Here is a 19,448-nt window from a genome sequence, read left to right as displayed (position 1 = left end):
ATTAATTATGGCAAAAAATACAAATAAAAGAAAAGTAAAAGTGGATGCAGATGGCGAAGTTCATATTCATTCTAGTTTCAATAATATTATAATTTCTATTACTAACAAAAGTGGACAAGTTATTAGTTGGTCCTCTGCTGGTAAACAAGGTTTTAGAGGGTCAAAGAAAAATACTCCATATGCAGCCCAAACTGCTGCGGAAGATTGTGGTAAGGTTGCTTTTGATGCCGGTGTTAGAAAAGTTAATGTGTATGTTAAGGGACCTGGGAATGGTCGAGAAGCGGCTATTCGTGCAATATATAATGTGGGAATTTCTGTTTCAGAGATTGTAGATGTTACTCCACTACCTCACAATGGATGTAGACCACCTAAAAGAAGACGAGTATAAATTAATAAATTAAAGTAATATGGCAAGATATATAGGCCCTAAAACAAAAATAGCTAGAAAATTTTCTGACCCAATTTTTGGACCAGATAAATATTTTGAGAAGAGAAAATTTCCTCCTGGGCAACATGGACCTAATGCTAGACGTGGTAAAAAATCTGATTATGCATACCAGTTAGCAGAAAAACAAAAAGCAAAATATACTTATGGAATATTAGAAAGACAATTTTCTAATATTTTTAAAAAAGCATCGAAAAGTAAAATGGTTACTGGTGTTGCTTTGCTACAGTTTTGTGAATTACGTTTAGATAATTTGGTATATCGTTTAGGTCTAGCAAATACTAGAAACGGAGCTCGACAATTAGTTTCGCATAAGCACATTACTGTAAATAATGAGGTTGTAAATATTCCCTCTTATTTAATCAGGATTGGTGATGTTATCTCTGTTAGGCAAAAATCTAAATCTTTAGAAACAATTACTTCATCATTATCAAAAAACACTAATATTATTGAGTGGTTAGATTGGGACACTCAATCTATGAAAGGAAAATTAATTAATATTCCTAATAGAGATCAAATTCCAGAAAATATAAAAGAACAATTAATAGTAGAATTATATTCTAAATAATAATTTAATTATCAAGTATTATGGCAATTTTAAATTTTATAAAACCAGATAAAGTATTTATGATTGAATCGACTGAGACTAATGGTCGTTTTGAATTTAGACCTTTGGAACCGGGTTATGGGTTAACTGTTGGAAATGCATTAAGAAGAGTGCTTTTGTCTTCATTAGAGGGTTTTGCAATTTCCTCCATTAAAATAGATGGTGTTGATCACGAATTTTCCGCTATCGAAGGAGTAATGGAAGATGTTGTTGAGATTATATTAAATCTTAAACAGATTAGATTTAAAAAACAAATTGAAGATGCTGAAAATGAGGAGGTTACTATCTCGATTAATAATCAAACTGTTGTTAAAGCAGGTGATTTAGGTAAGTTTATTTCTAATTTTCAAGTTTTAAATCCAGATTTAGTTATATGTAATTTAACTAAATCAACTAAATTTAACTTTACTATATGTATTAAAAAGGGAAGAGGCTTTGTTATCTCTGAGGATAATAAAACTGAGGATTCTCCATTAGGTACAATTTTTACAGACTCTGTGTTTACTCCTATCAAGAATGTTAGATATTTTATTGAAGATTTTAGAGTAGAACAAAAAACTGATTATGAGAAATTAGTACTAGATTTAGAGACAGATGGTTCAATTCATCCAAAAGATGCTTTAACTGAAGCAGCAAAAATTCTTATTCATCATTTCATGTTATTTTCAAATGAAAGAATATCTATACAAGATGAATATGCTTCTTCTATTGATGAATATGATGAACAGTCTTTACATATGAGACAATTATTAAAAATGAAATTAGTTGACCTAGATCTCTCTGTACGAGCTTTAAATTGTTTAAAAGCAGCTGAGGTTGATACTTTAGGTGATTTGGTCACGTATAACAGAAGTGATTTAATGAAATTTAGGAATTTTGGAAAAAAATCCCTAACTGAGCTAGACGAGCTTGTTGAAGCAAAAGGTGTTAATTTTGGTATGGATTTAAGTAAATATAAATTAGATAAAGAATAATAAATATGAGACATCGAAAAGGTAATAATAATTTAAAACGAAAGTCAGCTCATAGAAAAGCTATGCTTGCTAATATGTCTTGTTCTTTAATCATGCATAAGCGCATTAAAACTACTTTAGCTAAAGCAAAGGTACTCAAGAGTTTTATTGAGCCTATCATTACTAGATCTAAACTTGATTCCACCCATAACAGAAGAATTTCCTTTAGTTATTTAAGACAAAAGGAAGCAGTTACTGAATTATTTTCAAATATTTCAGATAAAGTTGCGGATAGACCGGGAGGATATACTCGAATTATTAAATTAGGTAACCGACTTGGAGATGCAGCTGAAATGTGTTTTATTGAATTAGTTGATTTTAATGACATATATAATGCAGATAAAACAAAGAAGAAAAGAACTAGAAGATCTAAACGTTCGGAAAATAGTTCATCAGAAGAAATTGTTGAAAAGCAAGTTTTGTCAAAAAAACCAAGTTCAAAGTCAGTATCTGAGGAGGCAGTAACTGAGGAGCCAGTATCTGAGGAAGCAGTAACTGAGGAGCCAACATCTGAGGAGCCAACATCTGAGGAGCCAACATCTGAGGAGCCAGTATCTGAGGAAGCAGTAACTGAGGAGCAAGTAACTGAGGAGCAAGTAACTGAGGAGCCAGTAACTGAGGAGCCAGTATCTGAGGAAGCAGTAACTGAGGAGCCAGCATCTGAAGAGCCAGTATCTGAGGAAGCATTAACTGAGGAAGCATTAACTGAGGAGCCAGCATCTGAGGAGCCAGCATCTGAGGAGCCAGCATCTGAGGAGCCAGCATCTGAGGAGCCAGCATCTGAGGATACAAATAATAAGAATTAAGTAGAATTATTACTTCTTATTTTTACTCATTATTATTAGTAGTAATAAATTGTTTAAATTTTTCATGTGAAAGAGGACGCAGTATTAATTTTAGAAGACGGAACCACGCTTTTTGGTAAAAGTGCTGGTTATATAGGTTATGCTGTTGGTGAAATTTGTTTTAATACAGGGATGACTGGTTATCAAGAAATATTTACAGACCCTTCTTATTATGGACAAATAATGGTAACTACCAATGCTCATATTGGGAATTATGGTTACTCTAATAATGATGTTGAATCTGATTCTGTGAAAATTTCTGGCTTAGTATGTAAAGATCTAAATTTACATAATTCGCGAGATGCTTCTGATGGAGATTTGCAAGAATATTTTGAAAAACAAAAAATAGTATGTATTCATGATATTGATACACGTGCTTTGGTTCGTCACATTCGTAACAAAGGAGCTATGAATGCAATAATATCAACTAATATTTCTTCCATTGATTCACTAAAATCTAAACTTGCTAAAGTACCTTCTATGGAAGGTTTGGAATTGTCTTCATTTGTGTCTACAAAAAAAGCCTACACTATAGGAAATATTAACTCATCTTATAAAGTTGCTGTTATAGACTTTGGTGTTAAAAAGAACATCTTAGATTGCCTTGAAAAACGTGGGTGTTTTTTAAAAGTTTTTCCTATGCAAACACCATTTGATGAAGTTATGGAATTTGATCCTTCCGGACTTTTTTTGTCTAATGGACCAGGTGATCCATCAATCATGCATGATTCTATTTCAAAAATTAAACAAATGCTTAATGGTGTTGTGCCTGTTTTTGGAATTTGTTTAGGACATCAATTAATCGCATTAGCTGGTGGTCTTAAAACATATAAAATGCATACAGGTCATAGAGGGATTAATCACCCTATTATAAATTTATCAACCAATAAATGTGAGGTGACATCTCAAAACCATGGTTTTACCATAGATGAAAAAAGTTTAAATAATAATAATAATATTGAGGTCACGCATCGTAATCTAAATGATAATACGATTGAAGGAATAAAATTTAAAAATAAATCTATTTTTTCTGTTCAACATCATCCAGAATCTTCACCAGGTCCACATGATTCTCGATATCTATTTGATAATTTTATTAATAATATGCAACATTTTCTAAACAATAAAAATGTCTAAAATTAAAAATATTACTGCACGACAAATTTTAGACTCAAGAGGAAACCCGACTGTTGAAGTAGATGTAGAAACTCAATTAGGTTTTTTCGGAAGAGCTGCTGCCCCTTCTGGAGCTTCAACTGGAGTCTATGAAGCATTAGAATTAAGAGATAGTAAATCATATTTTCATGGAAAAAGTGTTTTGAATGCAGTCAAAAATGTAAATACCATCTTAAGAAATACTTTAGTTGGCTATTCTGTTGAATTGCAAGAAGAAATAGATATGAAAATGATTGATATAGATGGAACAGAAAATAAATCTTTGCTTGGTGCAAATGCAATTTTACCAGTTTCTTTAGCTGTTGCTAAGGCAGCTGCGCACGAGAAAAAAATGTATTTATATGAGTATTTGTCAAATGGTGAATATGTTTTACCTGTTCCTATGATGAATATTCTAAATGGAGGAGTGCATGCTGATAATCAAATAGATATTCAGGAATTTATGATTGTCCCAGTATCTGCTAGTTCCTTTTCTGATGCGCTAAGAATTGGAGTTGAAATCTTTCATTCTTTAAGGGATATTTTGAAAGCTAATAATTTATCAACAAATGTTGGTGATGAAGGAGGTTTTGCACCTAATTTAATGTCTAATGAGCATGCAATAGAGATTGTATTAAACTCAATTGAAAAAGCTGGTTACAAAGTTGGTTCTGATGTTTCAATTGCACTTGATGCTGCTGCATCAGAATTCTACAATAAAACTAAACAAAAGTATTGTTTAAATAAATCTTCAAAATTTTCTCAAGAGTTAACATCCTTAGAAATGGTTGATTTTTGGGTTGATTTAGTTGATAAATATCCAATTATTTCTATAGAAGATGCTTTACACGAAGATGATTGGAGTGGTTGGTCTAAACTGACAAAAAAAATTGGGAGTAAAATTCAATTAGTTGGTGATGATTTATTTGTTACTAATTCAAATAGATTAGATATTGGTATTCAAAATAAAGCAGCAAATTCTATTCTAATAAAACTTAATCAAATAGGAACTTTAACAGAAACTTTATCTACAATAAATATGGCTAGATTAAATAATTTTAATACTATTATTAGCCATAGGTCAGGTGAAACAGAAGATGTTACAATTGCTGATTTAGCAGTTGCATGTTGTGCAGGACAAATTAAAACAGGTTCTTTATGTAGATCTGATAGAGTTGCAAAGTATAATCAATTATTGCGTATAGAAGAAAAATTAGGCCGCAAGGCTACATATAACGGATTCCCAAGTATAAAAAATTAGATATGAAAAGTTTAAAAGAAAAATTCGAAGAACAAATTAATCAATCAAGAAGTAGAGTTAAAAATTTAGTTGCTGAATATGGTGATAAAATTGTCGGTGAAATTAGTTTAAGACAAATTTATTCAGGTATGCGTGGTATGTTAAGTATGGTCACAGAAACATCTAAATTAGATCCTAACGAAGGAATAAGATTTAGAGGTTATTCCTTGCCTGAAATTCAAGATGTTTTACCTAGAGCAAAAGGTTCTAATCAACCATTGCCTGAGGGTATGTTCTATTTAATGCTTATAGGGTCTTTACCAGACGATAACGATGTTAAAAATATAAGTGCTGAACTAGAAAGTAGGTCTAATGTTCCGGATTATGTTTTTAATGTGATTAATGATTTACCAAAAGACATGCATCCTATGACTCAATTTTCTATTGCAATTTTAAGCCTTAAAAATGAGAGTCAGTTTACAGTTGCATATAAAAAAGGCATCTCAAAGCAAAGATATTGGGAGCCTACATTTGAAGATGCATTGAATTTAATAGCCAAATTACCTAGGATTGCAGCACATATTTATAGAAGAAACTATCACAATGAAGAATATATAGAACCTTTAAAAGGTGCAGACTGGTCACAAAATTTCGCCCACATGCTTGGGTTTTCAGATGCAGAATTCACTGACTTAATTAGACTTTATATGACTATTCATTCCGATCATGAAGGTGGAAATGTTTCTGCACATACTGCTCATCTTGTTGGTTCTGCTTTAAGTGATGCATATCTATCTTTTTCGGCTGGAATGAATGGCTTGGCAGGACCTTTGCATGGCTTAGCCAATCAGGAAGTTGTACGTTGGTTGTTAACTATGCAAGAATCTCTTGGAGGTGGTTTGCCTTCTAGGGATGAAATTGCTAACTATGTACAAGATTCATTAAATAATGGTAAAGTAATTCCAGGCTTTGGACATGCTGTTTTAAGAAAGACAGACCCAAGATATACTGCACAAAGAGAATTTGCACTTAAATATTTAGCTGATGATGAATTATTTCTTTTAGTAAGTAGAGTTTATGAAGTTGTTCCACCAATTTTAGAAGCTACTGGTAAAGTAAAAAATCCATGGCCAAATGTAGATGCTCACTCTGGTATATTGTTGTTAAAATATGGTATGAAAGAATATGATTTTTTCACTGTCTTATTTGGTGTCTCTAGATCTCTGGGTATAATGTCTCAGTTAATTTGGAGTAGAGCCTTAGGTATGCCAATTGAAAGACCTGGTTCAACCACTACAGATATAATGATTAAGAAGTTTTCAAATTAATTAATGTTTGTCTATTTTGTTCATATAAAATAATACCTGCTGCAACTGATGCATTAAGAGACGTTGTTTTACCAAAAACAGGTATTTTTCCTATTTCATCGCAAAGAGATATTATTTTGGTAGATATTCCATTTTTTTCAGATCCAATAACTATGATTGATGGTTTTTGAAAATTAATATCATATATATTTTTTTCACTTTTTTCAGTACACGCAATTACTGATAGTCCACTATTCTTAGCAAGAATAATTGTTTTTTCTAGATTATTAGATCTACATATATTAATATTATTAATTGCACCAGAAGATGCTTTTATAGCGATTTCATTAATTTGTGCAGATTCTTTATTTGGAATTATAATTCCATGTGCTCCCATAGTTTCAGCACTTCTGCAAATTGACCCAAAATTTCTTACATCTGTTATCCGATCTAGTAATAAGAATAGTGGGAATTCTCCTTTTTCAAATGTTGCATTTAAAAGGTTTTCAAAGTGTTGATATTTTATATGAGATGTTATTGCGATTACCCCTTGATGTATTTTTTTTGTTAGCCTATTTAATTTATGTTTTGGCACTCTTTTTAGAGCAATTCCATGTTCTTTAGAGTGTTTTGTAATCTCGTCACACCAATTTGATTTAATATCTTTCTGTAAAAAGATTGTATCAATCTCTTTATCTGAATTCAATAATTCTAGTACTGGTCTAATCCCGTAGACATTTAATTGTTTCAACATAGTTATTTAATTATTATTTAAATATAATCATATATCTTTATATTAAAATTATTACATTTGAGAATTAAATGTTTTGTATTATGTTTCAAAAAATAACACTTTTGTTTTTATTATTTATTTGTTTTTTAACTCAATCATGTTACACAATTGGTTATCCCACCCCCTGTCCTGGTTTGGTAGAAAATGTGAATGATGTTAGCGATGAATTGTCTTTAGATATAACAGATTAGTCTAGTTGTTATTATAATAGGTTATATAAATAGTGGACAAAAATATTATTCATAATTCAAAGGNGTGGACNAAAATTGATATCGATTTATCTAAAAANCCNCTTGGTANTAATNTATCCAAATCTAAAAAAAATAAGAAGCCAGATTGGNTAAGAGTNAAGCTTCCNTCAGGNAAAGAATTTNCTAATTTAAGAAAGATCGTAGACAAACATAAACTTCATACTATATGTGAAAGTGGTAATTGTCCGAATATGGGTGAATGTTGGGGTGCAGGAACAGCTACCTTTATGATTTTAGGTAATATATGTACTCGCTCTTGTGGCTTTTGTGCTGTTGCCACTGGCAGACCTAAAATAGTGGATTGGTCAGAAGCAGAAAAGGTAGCAAGATCAGTTCAATTAATGAATGTCAAACATTGTGTTATAACTTCTGTCGATAGAGATGATTTAGAAGATGGNGGGGTGTCTATGTGGGTTTCAACAATAAATGCTGTNAGAAGGTTGTCTCCTCAAACAACTTTAGAAACATTAATCCCNGATTTTAAAGGTGAATCTGATTTAATTAAAAAGCTTGCAGTCTCTCAACCAGAGATTGTTTCGCATAATATGGAAACTGTAGAGCGGTTAACTCCTAAAGTCCGCATTCAAGCAAAATATATTCGTAGTTTATTTGTTTTAGAACGTTTAAAATATTTTGGTGTTTTAAGAACAAAATCTGGTATTATGTTGGGACTATCAGAAACATATGATGAGGTTTTAAAAACTATGAAAGACTTAAGAAGTGTTGGAGTTGATATTTTAACTTTAGGTCAGTATTTACAACCCACAAATAAGCATCTACCTGTGTATCGTTTTATAAGTCCAGACGAATTTGATGATTATAAGAAAAAGGGATTGGAAATGGGTTTTAGGTATGTTGAGTCTGGACCATTAGTTAGGTCCTCATATCACGCCGAAAAACATTTATTTTAAAAAACATGAAAAAAATTGCCATAAATGGTTTTGGAAGGATTGGAAGGGTTCTTTGTAGAATACTATCTGAATATTCAGATTATCAAGTTGTTGCTATTAATGATTTAGCTGGGCCTAAAGTATTAAGTCATTTGTTAAAATATGATTCGATTCATGGAAGATTTCAAGGTAGTATTACTTATAGTAATAATTCTATTTTTATTAATAATCATGAGATTATAGTGCTAAATCAATCTCAAATCAATCATTTGCCTTGGAAAAATNTGGAAATAGATGTNGTTTTTGAGTGTACTGGTAGGTTTAAAACTTTAGAAGAAAATATGCTTCATATTAATGCAGGTGCAAAAAAAGTACTGATGTCTTGCCCCTCATTAAATACAGATATTCCTATGGTAGTATTGGGTGTTAATGATGAAGTGATTAATCTAAATGATAGTGTTATTTCTAATGCATCTTGTACTACAAACTGTGCGGCACCAATGATTAAAATCTTGGATGACGCTTTAAGCTTAGAAAGTGGCTATATAACAACTGTACACTCTTATACTTCTGATCAAAATTTACATGATGGTATTCACAATGATTTAAGAAGGGCTAGATCTGCATCCTCCTCAATTATACCAACAACTACAGGAGCAGCAAAGGCATTGTCAAGAATTTTTCCTGATTTAGAACTAAGTGGGTGTGGTATTCGTGTACCTGTTTCAAATTGTTCTTTGACTGATATTACTTGTCTTGTCAAAAAAAAAACAGATATAAATCAGGTAAATAACCTTTTTAAATCATTAGGACAATCTTCCTTTAAAGATATCATTTTTTATAATGAAGATCCTATAGTTTCTATTGATGTTAAGTCTAGTTCTTATTCATGTATATTTGATTCTAAATTAACTTATGTGACTGGTAATATGGTTAAGGTNGTAGGCTGGTATGATAATGAATTTGGATATTGTTCTAGATTAGTTGATTTNTTAAAAAAGGTTATTTAGTTANATNATCGATTAAATAAAAACNTTCTTTCCCTTTGCTTTGGTATANNGGCATTAATAAATANCCTGATTTCGGAGATGTAACAATCCCTCTTTTGTCATGTCCTATTGTTTCACCTTTTTTTATATATTGAAAATTCAACATATGAGGGTTCATGAAAAATTCATCTTCATATTGAATTTTATGAATATATTTAACGGCATAATCTCCTTTAATCTTTTGCGCAAATTCCGCCATTTTATCCGCATTTTTTTAATGCATTTTTTTTTAATTCGAGGGGCTCTATATTTAGTTCCATATTAAATTTTGCAATTTCAGTTACAAAACCACTTTTATATAATTTTTTTACTATTTTTTCATTAATAGGATTTGCACGAAAATTTTCGTCAATTAAACAAAATTCTTGTTCTGCTCCAATTCTTTCATGATCTTCAAGAATGTTTTTAGCAATTAATTGTTCTAATAAATTAATATCTTCTGTTAGTTGGTTTATGAAGTTAGATGAATCTTGATTCTTATTAGAAATTGCCATAGTTTAAATTTATAAAAACTTTATTTATTGCTAAGAGTATTTATTAGACTATAATTGATCATTTCTTGAATTTTTTTATCTTCAAATGAGCAATTAAGATAGTTATAGCTATTTTCTTTTAAATGTAGAATATACAAACCTCTAACTTTAGTATTATAAAAATTTTCAAGAATATATCTATACATTGATAGTTGAAGTTGATATTTGTTAAAGCTACAGTCTTCAATCATTAAGGTTGGGTTTTTGATACCATTTTTAAAACCACTTTGTTTAATTTTTTGATTTGTCTTCCAGTCTATTAATGAGATCTCATTTTTTGGTTTATTGTAAATCATTAAGTCAATTGTTCCTGCTAATTTTAATTGCTTTGAAAATACCCGAACTTCAGGAAATATAAGGTTGTTTTTATAAATATTACAATTTTTCAAGAATTTAATAGCTTGTTGAGATTTTAAATCTAACTTGTTTGAAGTTGATGTGTCAATTATTTTTTTATGATTATTTGCTTCATGTATAAATGTTTCAATTTCTTTATGAACTACTGTTCCTCTGTTTCTTCTTTTTTCCCACTCCCTAAGTATGTCATTGACACTTTTGCCCTTATATTTGTGATGTTTGGTCAATTTAAGTGCAATTTTATTTTCATCGAATGGTTGAAAAAAACTACCTATAAACTCAGTTACACTGGAGAAACTTATATCAGAGTTTTCAAGTGTATATGTATGAGTTTCTTCATTCAAGGAAATAAGTTTGTGCTGATCTATAATTGAGTCATACATTATTTTTAACTTTTGATTTGCATATTATATGTTTGACAATATAAAAAATATATACATAATAATCCTTTGGCTTTTTAATTGTTTTATTCTGTTAGGTCAAGTTGACTCTATACAATATAACAGCATGAAATATCCTAATAGTATTTTGTTAGATGAAATTAAATTAAATGAAAAAATAAAAAAAAATTTTTCGTTAATGGATTATAAAAGATTAGAATATAGAGTTTTAAAGGTTTACCCTTATGTCGATTCTATTTCTCATATATTAAGTAATATAGATGTAGGATTAAACCATTTGACCAGAAAAAGATTGTATAAACGCTACACTAGAAAATATCAAAAAAAAATAATGAATCAATTTAGTGCTAAGATTTCTAATTTAACACGTAAAGAAGGTGTAATACTTACAAAATTAATTTTTAGAGAGTTTGATGTCACTGCATATGAGATGATAGTTTCTTATAGAGGGGGGGTCAATGCTTTTTTTTGGAATAAGTTAGCAAGACTATATGAAGGTAATTTAAAGTTAAAATATAATCCCAGTTTAGACTTAGAAGATTTTTTTATTGAGCAAATAATTGAAAAAAATTTTAAAGAATAATTTTAATTATTTAAATCGATCAGAAACTGTTTTATTCTTTATGCCTTGAGAATAATCATAAAATCCTTTTTTGCTTTTTACACCTAATTCGTTGTTTTTAACTAATGTTTTTAATAAAGAAGTAGGGCTATATTTTCGATCTTTAAGGCCTTCATGAAGTACTTCTAGGATTGATAAACAGACATCTAGTCCAATAAAATCAGCCAGTTGAAGAGGTCCCATAGGGTGAGACATACCTAAAATCATTACTGTATCAATTTCTTTCACTCCTGAAACTCCTTCTTGTAGAGTTTGAATCGCTTCATTAATCATAGGTAATAGTATTCTATTTGCAACAAAACCAGGAGAATCATTAACTAGCACGGGTTTTTTATTTAATTGTCTGGATAGTTCCATAATTTGTGATACAGTCTGTTGGCTTGTGTTGTTGCTTTTAATTACTTCTACTAATTTCATAATAGGTACGGGATTCATAAAGTGCATGCCAATTACTTTTTCTTCTCGATTTGTTGACCTACCTATTTCACCAATTGAGATAGATGATGTATTACTTGCCAGAATTGTTTTAGAATCACATATCTCATCCAATTTTTGAAAAATATCTAGTTTAATTTTTTTTGATTCTGTAGCAGCTTCGATGACCAGGTCGCTATTTTTTACTGCTTGATCTAATTTCGTATTGAACTCAATTCGTTTTAGAATGTCGTTTTTATCTGTATTTGTTATTTTGTTTTTTTGAATCATTCTATCCAGATTTTTTTGAATAGTGTTTTTTGCTTTATTTAGATTTTCCAGAGAAATGTCTACTAAATTGACATCAAAGCCATATTGAGCAAAACAATGTGCTATACCATTACCCATTGTTCCTGAACCAATTACAGATACTTTTTTCATAATTAATTTATTGATTTGTAAAAATAGTATTTTATTTCCCTCTACCTTGTATAATAATAAATATTGTTAGGATGAATACTTTAAAGTCACTTATAAGTGACAGATTTTCTAAATAAATGATGTCAAATTTCAGTCTCTCTATCATCTCATCGACGTTTTCTGCATAACCAAATTTCACCATTCCCCAAGATGTTATTCCAGGTCTTACTTTGTATATTAGTTGATAATGAGGTGCTTTTTCTAAAATTTGTTTTGCAAAAAATAGTCTTTCAGGCCTTGGTCCAATAATTGACATTTCTCCTATAAACACATTATAAAATTGAGGTAATTCATCAAGTCTATATTTTCTCATAATTTTACCCCAATTTGTTATTCTTGAATCATTTTTACTTGCTAATAATGGTGTGTTTTTTTCTGCATTCATTTTCATTGAACGAAATTTAATAATATTAAATGTCTTTGATTTTATGCCCAATCTTTCTTGATGATAAAATACAGGTCCTTTAGATGATAATTTAACCCCAGCTGCAATTAATAATAATAATGGAGAGAGACTTATTAAGGCAATTAGGGATATTAGAATATCCATAGTTCTCTTAATAAATGATTCTATAAATAACATTTTAATTTGTTTTATTTCAATAAATGGTAGGTCAAAAAATGATTGCATTTTCACTCTTCCAGCTACAAGATCACTAATGTCACTAGGTATTTTGGTGATAATATTATTAAATATTAGCATGTTGACAATATTGATATATGTTTTTACTTGGTGTTTTTGAAAACTAATAATTGCCTCTTCAATATTATTTTGCTTAATTATAGTTTCTAACTGATTAATTATTCCTAAATTTTTAAGATTGATATTTTCTATTTTTTTATTATTATAGTGTACATATCCTATTAATTCATTTCCAGTTGTCCTAGTCATTTTTTGGAAAGAATGATATGTGTCAATAATAGATTGTGTGTCTCCAATTAAAATAGTTCTAAATGAAATTTTTTTATTTTGAATTTTTTTAACCATGGCATTTGTTACAAAGTACCTTGCAAGAAATGTAATTAAAAAGTGTATGGCTGTTAGGGCAAACAATGCCTTGTAGTAGTGAGTATATGTTTTGTAGTTTTCAATATCATCAATTATTAAGCAGAAAAAAATTATTAAGCAACCGATGATTGAGTGTATAAATGTTCTAAATAATTCATTAAGTCTAGATACACGTCTTACATCTATATATATACCAGAAATAATATATAGCCCAGCCCAAAAAAATGTTACTCCAATTGTTCCATATAGTAGCGTAGAAGATAAAATGAATTCAGAGTGTTCTATCTCTACTTTTCTGTAATAAAAAAAAGACAACCATGATAGTGATGCGGTTATTAAATCAATAATTAATCTTTTAATTCTTTCTTTAGTCATAGTTATTGTGAACTAATTTTAAATTGTCTATATATATTGCATTTTTAATTACTAAATCATTATACTGTCCGTCAATATATATTTTATATTTTGAGTTATTATTTCCTAAATTAATTAAAGGATATAAATCTAAATATATTTTTTTCCAACTTTCGGTTGGGTATAATTGAATTAGTTCTTCTTTAATTGGGATATTCCCAGAGTTAATTATAATCAAACCTATATTAAATGAAATATTTGATTTAAAATCTAACTCCATAAAAGAGTTTAGTGGTAATTCTAATTCATCTATATTTCTAATTTCAAATTTATTTTTCACACTATCTAGATATATAGCAGTACTATATTGCCCCTGAAATACTTCGTAATTTTGTCGAATTGGAACAGTATCATTATCATTAACTCTTTCAAACATAGTTCCTGGTTGTTCAAATGTTCCTTGTGTTTCAAATATTTTGGTTACGTTTTTATGATATGATGTTGTCGGGTAAATTGGAATTACTTGGTCTTTAATTAGTTCTACATCAATTTCAAATTTGTTGTAGAAAGGGTATTTAGCTCGATTTCCTGCGATTCCATTTACTTTTATGCCTGGATATATGTCAAAAGAATGTAGTCCTTCGGATAAAATTGGTACTTGGCAAGGCATTTCGAATACCCCAATAACTTCTCCATTCATAGATATCCAACCATCTGTTATATTAGTTGATTGATACTGTAGTGGGTGAGGTTTATTTGTGTTTGTGTTGCCATCATATTTAAAATGATTAATTTCTATATAGGAGGGTGTATGTGCTGAGTATTTGTTGTCTTCACAAGAATGAAATATAATTGTTATTAATAATATGATGATTTTTGAGCATTTCATTTTTTTAACTCTTTAATTTTTGATAATTCTTCAATTTGTAGCGCAATGCTAACAGCATGACAAGCTGCTTGCAATCCCACAGTGGGTAGTTGTTTGTTAATAATATTATTATAGAATTCTATGAATTCGTTTTGTAATGGGTTTACATTATTGTCTAATTTAAAAACTTTTTCTTTTATTCCTTTCCTCCAATGTTCATGTGTTTTATTTAGGAAATCTATTTTTATTCTTTTGTCATTAAGCAGTATAGACATTTTTCGATAATTTTTTATATTAACTCCTCTTTCGGAAATTAATTGTGCTTTTTTTGAGTTTTTAAAAATGATATTTACTTCAACTGATTCAAATGAATTCGATTGATATTTTTTAGTTTTGATGCTTTTAATTGGAGAGTCGATCAGTTTAGTTATTAAATCAATGTCATGAATCATTAGGTCAAGAACAATAGAATTGTTTTTATTTCTTTTATTAATAATTCCAGTTCTTTTTGCATGTATTTCGGTTATTTTGTTTGTGTCAATTAAGTTAAATTCCATTGCTGGGTTATATCTTTCGATATGTCCTACTTGGATAACTTGTTTTACAGTTTTATTATGTATTAATAGCTCAGCAACCTCATATTTATTACAACATATTGGCTTTTCAACAAATATGTGTTTTTTATATTTTATACCTAATTTAATGAGTTTACAGTGGGTTTCTGTACTACTTACTATATCAATTGCATCACAATTATGAATTAAATCTAATTCAGATTGAAAAGCTTTGATACCGTATTTTTTTTCAACTGATAAGCATTTTTCCCGATTAGGGTCATAAAAACCAACAATTTTAAATTCTTTAATCTTGTTAATTATATTTAAATGTTTTTCACCAAAACTTCCTGCTCCAAAAATCCCTATATTCATTGTATATTGTACTTTACAAATGTTGTTCAAAAGTACTTTATTTTTATATTTAACAAAGTACTTTTTAAAACTTTCATTATGATTGACGATTTTAGACATAAAGGGCTAAGAAGAAAAATGGTAGAATTTTTACGTGAACAAAAAGATATATCAGATGCAAATGTTTTAAATGCTATGATGGTGGTTCCTAGGCATTTATTTTTAGATTCTTCTTTTTTGGATTTTGCATATCAAGATCAAGCTTTTCCTATCGGCAGTAATCAGACAATTTCAAGCGTATATACTGTGGCTTTTCAGACAGAACTTTTAAATGTGCAAAAAAAAGATAAAATTTTGGAAATAGGAACAGGATCAGGATATCAAACCGCAGTTTTATGTGAAATGGGAGCCAAAGTGTACTCAGTAGAAAGATATCTCGATTTATATAAAAAAGCTAAGAGATTATTAAAAGTATTAAATTACCATCCCTCATTAGTACATGGAGATGGTTATTTGGGTTTAGAAAAAGAAGCTTTGTTTGATAAAATAATTGTCACTTGTGGAGTTTCAGAGGTACCTCCATTATTATTACAGCAGTTGAAAATAGGTGGTATATTGGTTATTCCATTGGGCTTGAATGATCAAATGATGACAACTATTATTAAATTAGAGAATGGTGAAATTAAAAAAATTGAATATGAAAACTTCAGATTTGTACCATTCTTAAGAAACAAGAGTTAACAGATTTAAATAGGTTGTTTCTTATAACCTTTTTAACAGTCTATTGTGTATAAAACAGCAGTTGACTCTAACTAGCACTATCAAAAACACTTTTATATTTGTGGCATTAATAATTTAAAATTATTTAATTATGAAAAATTTAATTATTGCTTTTGCACTTATGTTTAGTGCTTTAACATTTGGTCAAATGTCGTTTAATGTAAGCGATCTTGATTTACAAAATCCTATGAATTCTGAAGCTAACATCGGTTGGTTTATGACTGACGACATTATGGTGTCTGTTGGTATGGACAACTGGGACAACTTTACAGTTGGTGCTAGATATTATACAGGTTTCTGTGATAATATGTTTGTACAAGCTAATACTCAATCTATGGAAACTGATGGTGGAGATAGAGAGTATTCTGTAAGTGCTGCTGCTGGTTGGACTAAGGCTTTAGGAATATGGAAGCTACAGTTTGAGCCTATGGTAGTTGTAGATGATATTGAAGATTTTAATCCAAGATTAGCTTGGGGTTTAAGATTTAATCTATAATCGACCATAACTTATTTTATTTAAAAAGGGAGCTTTTGCTCCCTTTTTTTTTGTCTGAACCCAATTTTTCTCCTCTATTAACAACAAATTGTTTGTATGTATTTATTAATTGGGTAAATAATAATCCTATTATATCGAATTTTAGGATATAATTAATTAAAATATATTTATACTATGAAAAAGTTAACTTTAATTGCTGTTTCTTTTATGTTTACAGCATTTTCTTTTGCCCAGAATCAAGGGCAGTGGTCATTTGGAGCTGGTGGAGATTTTACAGCACCTGATGCAAATGCGAATATTGGTTATTTTGTAATGGACGGAGTTATGGTGAGTTTTGATTTTGAAATGGGAATGGATTATGAAGTTGAAACAGATCATGGATCTTCTGATGTAGATCATTCTCATGAACATTTAGATGTTGAAGGTGAATTTGCTTGGGGAGGAGCAATTCGTTATTATGCGGTTGATAACATGTTTGTTGAAGCAGGTATGAGAATGGGTGATGGAGATGACCCTGATACTCATCTTGCTGGTGGTGTTTCATTAGAGCTTGGTTTTGATGGTAAACTTTGGTTTGAGCCTATGTTAAAATATAATATGCCTGGCTTAGAAGTTAGTCCTTTGAATTCTAATGCTTCACAGTCGACTTTAGGTCTTGCATGGTCTTTTAGATATACTTTCTAATAATCTAAATTTATATATTATTAAGGGGGAGGTTACTTCCCCTTTTTTTTTAAATTATTTTTAGACATATCAACATTTCTTTGTTTGTATTAATCTAAGAAAAAAAAATAAACAAAAATATATTTCTTCAAATTTGTAGTAATCATAATTTAATATGAAAAGATATTTATTTCTCCCCCTATTTTTAATTTTCAGTGTTTCTATTTCACAAATCACTAAAAATGAATTTGGTACAAATATTTTACCTGAAAAAGATGACTGGTCCATTGGTATGTCTGCCGACCCTTTTTTTAATTTTTTATCTGATGTGTTAACGGGTAATAACTCATCTTTGAATGCTCCATCATTTGGAGATGATTTATTTTTTTATATTAAAAAATTTAACTCAAATAAAAGGGCTGTGAGATATACTTTTGGAGCAAATTTTGACACCCATTTAGAAACTTGGAGTATGGGTTTGGGATATGGTATTGAAAATAGACGTGGATCAACTAGACTGCAAGGAATGTGGGGTTATAATGGGTTTATTGGTATTGGTGAGAAATTTGATTCAAGTGATTGGCTTTCTATTCCTACTCTTACATACGAGGATGGCTACAATATGCATATTATGACTTCTTTTTTTATTGGTTGTGAATATTTTTTTCTACCTAAAATAGCAATTGGCGCTGAATATCATTACGGTGCTACAATGCACGTTACTGATAATAAAACATCATTTATAATAGGAAACAATTCTAATAATACAGTTATAAAAATAAATTATTATTTCTAATCGCTACTCAATTTATTTGGAATTAGGGAGAATTTATTTCTCCCTTTTTTTTCTCTCCATTTCCATATTTGCATCTCTTTTTTTCAAGGTTTCTCTTTTGTCATATAGTTTTTTTCCTTTTCCTAATGCAATTTCAATTTTTGCAAACCCCTTTTCATTAATTACTAATTTTACAGGTATCAGTGACATACCTTTTTCGTTTAGTTGTTTTTGTATTTTGTTTATTTCTATTCTTTTAAGAAGTAATTTTCTTTGTCTTAAAGGGTTATAGTCATTGTTTTGGCAAAATTGATATTTTTTAATATCCATATTTTTAATCCACAATTCATTGTCAGATACATAACAGAATGCTTCAGATATATTTACTTGTCCAGATCTTATAGATTTAATTTCAGATCCTTTGAGTTGTATACCAGATAAAAATTTTGTAGATATGCTATATGAATAAAAGGCTTTCTTATTATTACTTATAATTCTATCTTTTGTAGTCATTATATTTATCCTAATGAAACATCTAATATCATCATAACAATAAAACCAGCAATTAAACCCATTGTTGCTAGGTCGGCATTTCCGCCACTTTGACTTTCAGGAATTACTTCTTCAACAACAATAAAGATCATTGCACCTGCCGCAAACGCCAATGCATATGGTAATATAGGGTATATTAATATTACTACAGCTGCTCAAATTACCGCAAATATAGGTTCAACAATAGCAGATAGTTGTCCCCATTGCCATGATTTAAGCTTGCTTAATCCTTGTCTTCTTAGAGGCATCGAAACAGCAAAACCCTCTGGAGCATTTTGTAGTCCCATGCCAATTGCTAGTGCAATTGCTCCACCTAACTCAATTCCAATATCCATTCCATGGGCTAGAGCTCCAAATGCTACTCCCACTGCTAGTCCTTCCGGTATATTATGTAATGCAATTGCAAGTACAAGTAGTTCAGTTTTTTTAAGATTGGTTTTTGGTCCTTCCGCTTTATTTATAGGGTTAAATAAATGAAGATGAGGAATTTTTTTGTCAAGAAAGTATAAAAAAAGTGCACCTAGAAGAAATCCTACTGCTGGTGCAAACCAAATAGGCATACTTGTAATGCCTAATTCTTGTTGAATTTCAACAGAGTGAATTGCAGGAGAAAGTAAAGACCAAAAACTCGCTGCAATCAT

The 19,448-nt window shown here is 29.8% G+C and carries 22 protein-coding genes and 1 pseudogene; 14 read left to right on the top strand and 9 right to left on the bottom strand.

What is annotated here, in order from left to right:
• Window positions 1-7 precede the first annotated feature (7 nt).
• From CBD51_004630 to CBD51_004600, 7 genes are read left to right on the top strand one after another with little or no spacing between them, the layout of a single operon-like run.
• Window positions 8-388, top strand: coding sequence for a 30S ribosomal protein S11 (locus CBD51_004630; GenBank protein ID RPG58638.1), 381 nt, complete (start codon window positions 8-10; stop codon window positions 386-388).
• A gap of 19 nt (window positions 389-407) precedes the next feature.
• Window positions 408-1,013, top strand: coding sequence for a 30S ribosomal protein S4 (locus CBD51_004625; protein RPG58637.1), 606 nt, complete (start codon window positions 408-410; stop codon window positions 1,011-1,013).
• Window positions 1,014-1,033: 20 nt separating this feature from the next.
• Window positions 1,034-2,026, top strand: a complete 993-nt coding sequence (locus CBD51_004620; GenBank protein ID RPG58636.1) for a DNA-directed RNA polymerase subunit alpha — start codon at window positions 1,034-1,036, stop codon at window positions 2,024-2,026.
• 5 nt (window positions 2,027-2,031) lie between these two features.
• A complete protein-coding gene (locus CBD51_004615) occupies window positions 2,032-2,871 on the top strand; it encodes a 50S ribosomal protein L17 (GenBank protein RPG58635.1) in 840 nt (279 codons plus the stop codon).
• 57 nt (window positions 2,872-2,928) lie between these two features.
• Window positions 2,929-4,047 (top strand): carbamoyl-phosphate synthase small subunit, encoded by a 1,119-nt coding sequence (locus CBD51_004610; protein ID RPG58634.1) that lies wholly within the window; start codon window positions 2,929-2,931, stop codon window positions 4,045-4,047.
• A complete protein-coding gene (locus CBD51_004605) occupies window positions 4,040-5,326 on the top strand; it encodes a phosphopyruvate hydratase (GenBank protein ID RPG58633.1) in 1,287 nt (428 codons plus the stop codon). Before CBD51_004610 ends, CBD51_004605 begins: the two co-directional genes overlap by 8 nt.
• Window positions 5,327-5,328: 2 nt before the next feature.
• On the top strand, window positions 5,329-6,633 hold the full coding sequence (locus tag CBD51_004600) for a citrate (Si)-synthase, eukaryotic (protein ID RPG58632.1): 1,305 nt from the start codon (window positions 5,329-5,331) through the stop codon (window positions 6,631-6,633).
• Here the strand turns inward: CBD51_004600 and rlmB are convergent.
• Window positions 6,614-7,366, bottom strand: coding sequence for a 23S rRNA (guanosine(2251)-2'-O)-methyltransferase RlmB (gene rlmB / locus CBD51_004595; GenBank protein RPG58631.1), 753 nt, complete (start codon window positions 7,364-7,366; stop codon window positions 6,614-6,616). The genes CBD51_004600 and rlmB overlap by 20 nt on opposite strands.
• Window positions 7,367-7,676: 310 nt before the next feature.
• Between rlmB and lipA the strand changes: the two genes are divergently transcribed.
• Together lipA and gap are read left to right on the top strand one after the other, a co-directional pair.
• On the top strand, window positions 7,677-8,567 hold the full coding sequence (gene lipA, locus CBD51_004590) for a lipoyl synthase (protein RPG58682.1): 891 nt from the start codon (window positions 7,677-7,679) through the stop codon (window positions 8,565-8,567).
• A 5-nt stretch (window positions 8,568-8,572) separates the two neighbouring features.
• Window positions 8,573-9,556, top strand: coding sequence for a type I glyceraldehyde-3-phosphate dehydrogenase (gene gap, locus CBD51_004585; protein RPG58630.1), 984 nt, complete (start codon window positions 8,573-8,575; stop codon window positions 9,554-9,556).
• Between the two features lie 239 nt (window positions 9,557-9,795).
• On the opposite strand, the gene CBD51_004580 is transcribed toward gap, so the two are convergent.
• The gene (locus tag CBD51_004580; GenBank protein RPG58629.1) at window positions 9,796-10,089 is read right to left on the bottom strand and encodes a hypothetical protein; all 294 of its coding nucleotides are present in this window, start codon (window positions 10,087-10,089) and stop codon (window positions 9,796-9,798) included.
• Window positions 10,090-10,109: 20 nt separating this feature from the next.
• Window positions 10,110-10,868 (bottom strand): hypothetical protein, encoded by a 759-nt coding sequence (locus CBD51_004575; GenBank protein ID RPG58628.1) that lies wholly within the window; start codon window positions 10,866-10,868, stop codon window positions 10,110-10,112.
• A 28-nt stretch (window positions 10,869-10,896) separates the two neighbouring features.
• Between CBD51_004575 and CBD51_004570 the strand changes: the two genes are divergently transcribed.
• On the top strand, window positions 10,897-11,469 hold the full coding sequence (locus CBD51_004570) for a DUF4294 domain-containing protein (protein RPG58627.1): 573 nt from the start codon (window positions 10,897-10,899) through the stop codon (window positions 11,467-11,469).
• A 6-nt stretch (window positions 11,470-11,475) separates the two neighbouring features.
• Here CBD51_004570 and CBD51_004565 read toward each other — a convergent pair whose 3' ends face one another.
• From CBD51_004565 to CBD51_004550, 4 genes are read right to left on the bottom strand one after another with little or no spacing between them, the layout of a single operon-like run.
• Window positions 11,476-12,363: a 3-hydroxybutyryl-CoA dehydrogenase gene (locus CBD51_004565; GenBank protein RPG58626.1), complete on the bottom strand. Its 888-nt coding sequence runs from the start codon at window positions 12,361-12,363 to the stop codon at window positions 11,476-11,478.
• Window positions 12,364-12,394: 31 nt separating this feature from the next.
• Window positions 12,395-13,786 carry an exopolysaccharide biosynthesis polyprenyl glycosylphosphotransferase gene (locus tag CBD51_004560; GenBank protein ID RPG58625.1) on the bottom strand — a complete coding sequence of 464 codons (1,392 nt, stop codon included), beginning with the start codon at window positions 13,784-13,786 and terminating at the stop codon, window positions 12,395-12,397.
• Window positions 13,779-14,654, bottom strand: coding sequence for a hypothetical protein (locus CBD51_004555; protein ID RPG58624.1), 876 nt, complete (start codon window positions 14,652-14,654; stop codon window positions 13,779-13,781). Before CBD51_004555 ends, CBD51_004560 begins: the two co-directional genes overlap by 8 nt.
• A complete protein-coding gene (locus CBD51_004550) occupies window positions 14,651-15,661 on the bottom strand; it encodes a gfo/Idh/MocA family oxidoreductase (protein ID RPG58623.1) in 1,011 nt (336 codons plus the stop codon). Before CBD51_004550 ends, CBD51_004555 begins: the two co-directional genes overlap by 4 nt.
• On the opposite strand from CBD51_004550, the gene CBD51_004545 reads away from it, so the two are divergent.
• The 4 genes from CBD51_004545 (at window position 15,641) to CBD51_004530 (ending at window position 18,276) form a co-directional block, all read left to right on the top strand.
• Window positions 15,641-16,282 (top strand): protein-L-isoaspartate(D-aspartate) O-methyltransferase, encoded by a 642-nt coding sequence (locus tag CBD51_004545; protein RPG58622.1) that lies wholly within the window; start codon window positions 15,641-15,643, stop codon window positions 16,280-16,282. The two genes, CBD51_004550 and CBD51_004545, sit on opposite strands and share 21 nt — an antisense overlap.
• A 130-nt stretch (window positions 16,283-16,412) precedes the next feature.
• Window positions 16,413-16,817, top strand: a complete 405-nt coding sequence (locus tag CBD51_004540) for a hypothetical protein (GenBank protein ID RPG58621.1) — start codon at window positions 16,413-16,415, stop codon at window positions 16,815-16,817.
• 174 nt (window positions 16,818-16,991) lie between these two features.
• Window positions 16,992-17,501 carry a hypothetical protein gene (locus tag CBD51_004535; protein ID RPG58620.1) on the top strand — a complete coding sequence of 170 codons (510 nt, stop codon included), beginning with the start codon at window positions 16,992-16,994 and terminating at the stop codon, window positions 17,499-17,501.
• Between the two features lie 154 nt (window positions 17,502-17,655).
• Window positions 17,656-18,276, top strand: coding sequence for a hypothetical protein (locus tag CBD51_004530; protein RPG58619.1), 621 nt, complete (start codon window positions 17,656-17,658; stop codon window positions 18,274-18,276).
• Between the two features lie 33 nt (window positions 18,277-18,309).
• Here the strand turns inward: CBD51_004530 and smpB are convergent, their stop codons facing one another.
• Both smpB and CBD51_004520 read right to left on the bottom strand, forming a co-directional pair.
• Window positions 18,310-18,768, bottom strand: coding sequence for an SsrA-binding protein SmpB (gene smpB, locus CBD51_004525; protein RPG58618.1), 459 nt, complete (start codon window positions 18,766-18,768; stop codon window positions 18,310-18,312).
• A gap of 5 nt (window positions 18,769-18,773) precedes the next feature.
• Window positions 18,774-19,448: pseudogene (locus tag CBD51_004520) on the bottom strand (ZIP family metal transporter).

The sequence above is a fragment of the Flavobacteriales bacterium TMED191 genome (genome assembly GCA_002171975.2).
Taxonomy (GTDB): domain Bacteria; phylum Bacteroidota; class Bacteroidia; order Flavobacteriales; family TMED113.
The sequence above is the reverse complement of the archived record's forward strand: the minus strand, read 5'-3'. Positions and strand labels throughout refer to the sequence as shown.

Bases quoted from the DNA above. Each gene is read 5' to 3' on its own strand.
- CBD51_004630 (RPG58638.1), top strand. From the start codon at position 8: ATGGCAAAAAATACAAATAAAAGAAAAGTAAAAGTGGATGCAGATGGC.
- CBD51_004625 (RPG58637.1), top strand. From the start codon at position 408: ATGGCAAGATATATAGGCCCTAAAACAAAAATAGCTAGAAAATTTTCT.
- CBD51_004620 (RPG58636.1), top strand. From the start codon at position 1,034: ATGGCAATTTTAAATTTTATAAAACCAGATAAAGTATTTATGATTGAA.
- CBD51_004615 (RPG58635.1), top strand. From the start codon at position 2,032: ATGAGACATCGAAAAGGTAATAATAATTTAAAACGAAAGTCAGCTCAT.
- CBD51_004605 (RPG58633.1), top strand. From the start codon at position 4,040: ATGTCTAAAATTAAAAATATTACTGCACGACAAATTTTAGACTCAAGA.
- CBD51_004600 (RPG58632.1), top strand. From the start codon at position 5,329: ATGAAAAGTTTAAAAGAAAAATTCGAAGAACAAATTAATCAATCAAGA.
- rlmB (RPG58631.1), bottom strand. From the start codon at position 7,366: ATGTTGAAACAATTAAATGTCTACGGGATTAGACCAGTACTAGAATTA.
- CBD51_004580 (RPG58629.1), bottom strand. From the start codon at position 10,089: ATGGCAATTTCTAATAAGAATCAAGATTCATCTAACTTCATAAACCAA.
- CBD51_004575 (RPG58628.1), bottom strand. From the start codon at position 10,868: ATGTATGACTCAATTATAGATCAGCACAAACTTATTTCCTTGAATGAA.
- CBD51_004570 (RPG58627.1), top strand. From the start codon at position 10,897: ATGTTTGACAATATAAAAAATATATACATAATAATCCTTTGGCTTTTT.
- CBD51_004565 (RPG58626.1), bottom strand. From the start codon at position 12,363: ATGAAAAAAGTATCTGTAATTGGTTCAGGAACAATGGGTAATGGTATA.
- CBD51_004560 (RPG58625.1), bottom strand. From the start codon at position 13,786: ATGACTAAAGAAAGAATTAAAAGATTAATTATTGATTTAATAACCGCA.
- CBD51_004555 (RPG58624.1), bottom strand. From the start codon at position 14,654: ATGAAATGCTCAAAAATCATCATATTATTAATAACAATTATATTTCAT.
- CBD51_004545 (RPG58622.1), top strand. From the start codon at position 15,641: ATGATTGACGATTTTAGACATAAAGGGCTAAGAAGAAAAATGGTAGAA.
- CBD51_004550 (RPG58623.1), bottom strand. From the start codon at position 15,661: ATGTCTAAAATCGTCAATCATAATGAAAGTTTTAAAAAGTACTTTGTT.
- CBD51_004540 (RPG58621.1), top strand. From the start codon at position 16,413: ATGAAAAATTTAATTATTGCTTTTGCACTTATGTTTAGTGCTTTAACA.
- CBD51_004535 (RPG58620.1), top strand. From the start codon at position 16,992: ATGAAAAAGTTAACTTTAATTGCTGTTTCTTTTATGTTTACAGCATTT.
- CBD51_004530 (RPG58619.1), top strand. From the start codon at position 17,656: ATGAAAAGATATTTATTTCTCCCCCTATTTTTAATTTTCAGTGTTTCT.
- smpB (RPG58618.1), bottom strand. From the start codon at position 18,768: ATGACTACAAAAGATAGAATTATAAGTAATAATAAGAAAGCCTTTTAT.